Source organism: Microbacterium sp. CPCC 204701, from assembly GCF_004010105.1.
GTDB lineage: Bacteria > Actinomycetota > Actinomycetes > Actinomycetales > Microbacteriaceae > Microbacterium.
In genome coordinates this window covers 1-3760 of record NZ_RRYE01000297.1, presented here as the reverse complement: position 1 = coordinate 3760, position 3760 = coordinate 1, and the positions used below count along the sequence as shown (strand labels likewise).

Below are 3760 nucleotides of genomic sequence, written 5' to 3'. Positions count from 1 at the left end.
GGGGCGCAAGCAGGGCGAGCGCCTCGCGGCGTTCCGCGCGCTCGGCGGCGAGCCGCGGACGATGGTGTTCTTCGAGGCGCCGTCGCGCGTGGCCGCGACTCTCGCCGACATGGCCGCCGAATTCGGCGCGGAGCGGCGCGCGGCCGTGTGCCGCGAGCTGACGAAGCTGCACGAGGAGGTCGCCCGGGGGACCCTCGCCGAGCTCGTCGAGTGGGCCGAGGGCGGAGTGCGCGGCGAGGTCGTGATCGTGGTGGCCGGAGCCGCGGCGCGCGGCATCGCGTTTGCCGACGCTGTGGCGCACGTGCTCGAGCTGGTGCGGACCGGCATGCGCCTCAAGGATGCCGCCGCCGAGGTCTCGGGTGCGACCGGGCACTCGCGCCGCGAGCTGTACCAGGCCGCACTCGCCGCCCGCGTTTGACCGCTCGTGTTACGAAGCGGCCGCCGGGAGCGCATGCCCGGGGGCCTCCCGTCACAGCGGCGGGCGCGGCATCCCCGCTGACTAGAATCTTCGAGTGACCTCCGGCCCTTCGTCCTTCTACATCACGACGCCGATCTACTACCCGAGCGACGTGCCCCACATCGGCCACGGCTACACGACCGTGGCCGTCGACACGCTCGCGCGCTGGCACCGCCAGGCGGGCGACGACACGTGGATGCTGACGGGCACCGACGAGCACGGCCAGAAGATGCTGCGGGCCGCCAGCGCGAACGGCGTCACGCCGCAGGAGTGGGTCGACAAGCTCGTGAGCGAGTCGTGGTTCCCGCTGCTGAAGACGCTCGACGTCGCCAACGACGACTTCATCCGCACGACTCAGCCCCGCCACGAGGAGCGCGTCAAGGCGTTCGTGCAGGCCATCTACGACCGCGGCTACATCTACGCGGGCGAGTACGAGGCGCTGTACTGCGTCGGCTGCGAGGAGTTCAAGCCCGAGTCCGAGATCGTCGACGGCACGGGACCGTTCGAGGGCCTCAAGGTCTGCGCGATCCACTCCAAGCCGCTGGAGCTGCTGCAGGAGAAGAACTACTTCTTCAAGCTCAGCGAGTTCCAGGACCGCCTGCTCGAGCTGTACCAGTCCGGCTTCGTGCAGCCCGAAAGCGCGCGCAACGAGGTGGTCTCGTTCGTCCGCTCGGGTCTGAAGGACCTCTCGATCTCGCGTTCGGCCTTCGACTGGGGCATCCCGCTGCCGTGGGACGAGTCGCACGTCATCTACGTCTGGGTCGACGCGCTGCTCAACTACGCCACGGCCGTCGGCTACGGCGAGGACCCCGAGCAGTTCGAGCGCCGCTGGCCGGCCTACCACGTCGTCGGCAAAGACATCCTCCGCTTCCACGCGGTGATCTGGCCCGCGATGCTGATGGCCGCCGGCGTCGACGTCCCCCAGGGCGTCTTCGCGCACGGCTGGCTGCTGGTCGGCGGCGAGAAGATGTCGAAGTCGAAGCTCACCGGCATCGCGCCCACCGAGATCACCGACGTCTTCGGATCGGACGCGTACCGGTTCTACTTCCTCTCGGCGATCGCGTTCGGGCAGGACGGCTCTTTCTCGTGGGAAGACCTGTCGGCGCGCTACCAGGCCGAGCTCGCGAACGGCTTCGGCAACCTCGCCTCGCGCACGACCGCGATGATCGAGCGCTACTTCGAGGGCGTCGTGCCGCCGCCGGCGACGTACGCCGAGGCAGACCTGCGCATCCAGAAGACGGTGTCGGATGCCGCAGCCGCGGCCGACGCCGCGATCGAGCGGTTCCGCATCGATGAGGCGATCTCGTCGATCTGGACGATCGTCGACGCGCTCAACCTGTACATCACCGAGAACGAGCCGTGGGCCCTCGCGAAGGACGACGCCCAGCGGTCGCGGCTGGGGACGGTGCTCTACACGGCCGCCGAGGGGCTGCGCGCCCTCGCGGTGCTGCTGTCGCCGGTGATGCCCTCGTCCACCGAGAAGCTGTGGATCGCCCTCGGAGCGGCCGAGTCGATCGGCCGGCTGCACGCCCAGCCGATCCGCGAGGCCGGCGCGTGGGGTGTGCTCAAGCCCGGGACGTCGGTGAACGGCCTGGCCCCGCTCTTCCCGCGCGTCGAGCAGTCGGTGTGATGACGGACCCCAGCAACTACGTGCGCACGCGCTCGCAGGACGGCACGCGCGATGTGCGCTGGCCGGACGCGCCCGAGCCGCTCACGGTGCCGGTGTACGACAACCACACCCACCTCGAGATCGAGGACGGCGAGGTGGGGCTCTCGCTCGACGAGCAGCTCGAGCGCGCCGGCGCGGTCGGCGTGATCGGCGTCGTGCAGGCCGGGGGCGACATCGAGTCGAGCCGGTGGTCCGCATGGGCTGCGGCATCCCACCCGCGTGTTCTGGCGGCGGTCGCGATCCACCCGAACGAGGCGCCGGCGTATGCCGCTGCCGGCCGCCTCGACGAGGCGATCTCGGTGATCGACGAGCTTGCCGCGCAGCCGCGCGTGCGGGCCATCGGCGAGACGGGCCTGGACTTCTTCCGCACCGACGACGACGGCCGGCCCGCGCAGCTCGAGAGCTTCGAGGCGCACATCGCGCTGGCGAAGAAGCACGGCATCGCGATGCAGATCCACGACCGCGACGCGCACGACGCGGTGCTCGAGACGCTCGAGCGGGTGGGTGCGCCCGATCGCACGGTGTTCCACTGCTTCTCGGGCGACGCCGAGATGGCGACGATCGCCGCGGAGCGCGGCTACTACCTGTCGTTCGCCGGCAACATCACGTTCAAGAACGCCCAGAATCTGCGCGATGCGCTCAAGGTGACGCCGCGCGAGCGGATCCTGGCAGAGACGGATGCCCCGTTCCTCACGCCGACGCCGCACCGCGGCCGCCCGAACGCGCCGTATCTGATCCCTGTGACCGTGCGCTTCATGGCCGCCGAGCTCGGCGTGGATCTCGACGAGCTGTGCGCGCAGGTGGCGGCCAACACGCTCGCGGCCTACGGCCCGTTCGAGGACTGAGCCGGTGGAAGGTGAGCTATGGGACGTGACGGACGCCGCGGGCACGCCCACCGGGCGAACCCACCGTCGCGGCGACCCCGACTTTCCTGACGGGTTGTTCCACCTCGTTTCGGCCGTCTGCGTCGTGCGTGCTGACGGCCTGGTGCTGATCACCCGGCGCGCGGTGACGAAGGACTGGCCGCTGAGCTGGGAGTTTCCGGCCGGGAGCGCACTTGCCGGAGAGACGAGTGTCGACGCCGCGGTGCGCGAACTCCGCGAGGAGACCGGATTGGAGGTGCCTGCGGACTCGCTCGAGCCGGTCGGCCGCGTCACGGAGGAATCCGCACTCCTCGACCTCTATGTGACCCGTGTGCGACAGGCCACTGGCCTCGTGCTGGATCCTGATGAGGTGTCCGATGCCGCATGGGTGACGCTCGCAGAAGTGCACCGGCTCTGCGACGGCGGACGAATGGCGGGGCCGTGGGTAGAGCGCCTCGCGATCCTCGGGGACGCGCTTGCCCGGGCCGCCGGTCGTTGACCGTCGCGGGCGCACGCCGAGGCGATCAGCCGCCGATGCGGATGCCGACGCCCGCCGGCATCGACAGCAGCACGTCCGCGAGGCTGCTCCAGAACCCCTGGCGGGGACTGGAATCGGACTGCAGGGCGAGCGGCTCGCGTCCTCCTTCGGTCGACGCCTCATGGTCGGTGTTGCGCAGGTCGTGGTACATCTGTCATTCCCTCTTCGAGGGGACGGTCCGGGTGACCCACCCTCGACATGGCTACGATCGGCCACGACGGCTTTCGACGGCT

The 3760-nt window shown here is 70.2% G+C and carries 5 protein-coding genes; 4 read left to right on the top strand and 1 reads right to left on the bottom strand.

All coding sequences use genetic code 11. The features are described 5' to 3' along the window. From EIO58_RS14235 to EIO58_RS14220, 4 genes are all read left to right on the top strand, one after another. Positions 1–418, top strand: a 418-nt coding sequence (locus tag EIO58_RS14235) for an SAM-dependent methyltransferase (protein ID WP_240658873.1), incomplete at its 5' end; no start/stop codon positions are given. 94 nt (positions 419–512) lie between these two features. After that, positions 513–2087 carry a methionine--tRNA ligase gene (gene metG / locus EIO58_RS14230; protein WP_127820083.1) on the top strand — a complete coding sequence of 525 codons (1575 nt, stop codon included), beginning with the start codon at positions 513–515 and terminating at the stop codon, positions 2085–2087. Then, positions 2087–2971 (top strand): TatD family hydrolase, encoded by an 885-nt coding sequence (locus tag EIO58_RS14225; RefSeq protein ID WP_127820082.1) that lies wholly within the window; start codon positions 2087–2089, stop codon positions 2969–2971. The genes metG and EIO58_RS14225 overlap by 1 nt, the downstream gene beginning before the upstream one ends. 25 nt (positions 2972–2996) lie before the next feature. Beyond that, the gene (locus EIO58_RS14220; RefSeq protein WP_164861726.1) at positions 2997–3488 is read left to right on the top strand and encodes an NUDIX hydrolase; all 492 of its coding nucleotides are present in this window, start codon (positions 2997–2999) and stop codon (positions 3486–3488) included. Between the two features lie 25 nt (positions 3489–3513). On the opposite strand, the gene EIO58_RS18900 is transcribed toward EIO58_RS14220, so the two are convergent. Beyond that, the gene (locus EIO58_RS18900; protein ID WP_164861725.1) at positions 3514–3678 is read right to left on the bottom strand and encodes a hypothetical protein; all 165 of its coding nucleotides are present in this window, start codon (positions 3676–3678) and stop codon (positions 3514–3516) included. Between the last annotated feature and the right edge of the window lie 82 nt (positions 3679–3760).

What these genes read in the sequence shown, in the direction of transcription:
- EIO58_RS14225 (WP_127820082.1), top strand. Translation starts at nt 2,087, where the DNA reads ATGACGGACCCCAGCAACTACGTGCGCACGCGCTCGCAGGACGGCACG.
- EIO58_RS18900 (WP_164861725.1), bottom strand. Translation starts at nt 3,678, where the DNA reads ATGTACCACGACCTGCGCAACACCGACCATGAGGCGTCGACCGAAGGA.